Below are 1,951 nucleotides of genomic sequence, written 5' to 3'. Positions count from 1 at the left end.
GCGTGTCGCCGGATGCGAATTCAGAACCGGTCGTGGCGGGTCAGCGCAGCACGATGGCGTCGGGCGAGGACACGTCGTAGGCGGCCACCGTCTCGGGCGGCCGCGACCGCATGATGGTCTCGAGCGCAAGCGCCTTCATGGCCGACTGGTCGGCGCCTCCCCACACGATCTCGGTGCCGGTCGCCCCGAGGGTGAGCGTGACGTCGTTCGGCGTCGAGGCCGCGACCTGCGTCACCTGCATGCGGATGCCGGCGGGCAGCGACCGCACGACATGACCCACGGCCTCGAAGGCGTCGGATTGCGCACCACCGGCGACCTCGAGCAGCGGCTCCCCCGCCGGCGGCGTGCTCGTCGTCGACAGTCCCACGCCCGCCGCGTCGACGAGGGTGTACCCCGCCGGCGACGACAGCACGCCGATCGGGGTGCGCTCCACGATGCGCACGACGAGCTCGTGCGGCGGACGCGCTTCCAGCGAGTAGGTCTCGACGAGGGGGAAGCCCACCAGCACGGCCTTGACCTCACTGTCGTCCACGAGCGGCATCGGCGTTCCGACCTGGCCGGACAGCGCCTCCTCGACGGCGCCGGCATCGAGTCGATCGGCGCCTTCGACGGTGATCGTCTGCACGGCGAACAGCGGGCTGTACGCGGCACCGAGCGTGCCCAGCACGAGCAGCAGCACGGCCCCGGCGACACCGATCCACGCCATCTGCCGGCGACGCTGGCGTGCCGTGAAGCGGCGCACCTCTGCGCGCAGCGCCCTCCTGCGGGCGCGGGCGGCGCGCATCACATCGCCCCACCGCACCTCGTCGCCTGCAGGCTCGGCGGGCGGGCGGGCGGGCTCAGCGCCGCTCGCGGCATCCACGGCAGGGGGCGCAGGTCGAGTCAGCGGGCCGGCGTCCGCCGACGTGACCGCGTTCGGCGGGTCCTCGCGCAGGTGGAACGGGATCACCGGCGCGAGCGGCATCGTCTCGGCCTCGTCGGGCGGTGCGTCGCCGGCGGAGCCGCGATCGCCGGCCTCGGGAACCTCGGAGCTCGCCTCGGCGGGCTGCGGCCGTCGCGGCGGCCCCACGGTGCGGGGCGGGTCGACCGCGCGCGTCGCGGCATCCGTCCCGCCTTCTTCGGGGCGCGCCTCCGACGGCGGCGGGATGGGGCTCGGCCGGCGCATCCGGGCTACTCCGCCGCCGGGGACGGCGTCGCCGCGAGCGAGTCGAGCACCTGCGGGATGATGAGGTTCACGTTGCCGCAGCCGAGCGTGACGATGAAGTCGCCCTCTCGCGCGATCGACGCGGCGTAGTCCGCCGCCTGCTGCCAGTCCGCGACGAAATGCACGCGCGACGGGTCGCTGAAGGCGCCGCTGACAAGCTCGCCGGTGACCCCGGGGACCGGGTCCTCCCGGGCGCCGTAGACGTCGAGCACGACCGTCTGGTCGGCGTGGGACTCGAGCACCTCCGCGAACTCCCGGTACATCTCCTGCGTGCGGGAGTACGTGTGCGGCTGGTGGAGGGCGATGATCCGACCGTCGCCGACGACCGTGCGCGCGCCGGCGAGGGCGGCGGCGACCTCGGTGGGGTGGTGGGCGTAGTCGTCGTAGACGCTCACGCCGCGCTCTGCTCCGTGCAGCTCGAACCGGCGCTGCGTTCCGCCGAAGACCTCGACCGCGCGCAGCGACTGCTCGAGCCCGTAGCCGAGGGTGAGCAGCACCGCCACGGCGCCCGCGGCGTTGATCGCGTTGTGGGCGCCGGGGACCGTCAGTCGCCCCTCGACCGAGACGCCGTCGTGGGTGATCGTGAAGGCGACGGGCCCTTCGGCGACGATGCCGGTGACCCGGACATCCGCCTGCGGGTGCTCACCGAACGTGATGACGTTCGGGTGCGCCAGCCTGGCCCGCACGCGCTGCGCGCCAGGGTCGTCGGACGAGATCACGACCGCCTCGCGCGCCTCGTCGCCGAAG

Annotated in this window: 2 protein-coding genes; both read right to left on the bottom strand. The window is 74.1% G+C overall.

Annotated elements, in window-relative coordinates; translation table 11 throughout:
- Positions 1-40 precede the first annotated feature (40 nt).
- Positions 41-1,165 (bottom strand): FtsQ-type POTRA domain-containing protein, encoded by a 1,125-nt coding sequence (locus NQ160_RS23060; protein WP_257517347.1) that lies wholly within the window; start codon positions 1,163-1,165, stop codon positions 41-43.
- Positions 1,166-1,170: 5 nt separating this feature from the next.
- The coding region (locus NQ160_RS23055) for a glutamate ligase domain-containing protein (protein ID WP_257517346.1) at positions 1,171-1,951 on the bottom strand (781 nt) is incomplete at its 5' end.

It is taken from the genome of Microbacterium sp. zg.Y909 (assembly GCF_024626565.1).
Note: the sequence above shows the minus strand (reverse complement) of the source record. Positions and strands in the feature narration are given on the sequence as shown.

Coding starts and splice junctions, on each gene's coding strand:
- NQ160_RS23060 (WP_257517347.1), bottom strand. CDS start 1,165: ATGCGCCGGCCGAGCCCCATCCCGCCGCCGTCGGAGGCGCGCCCCGAA.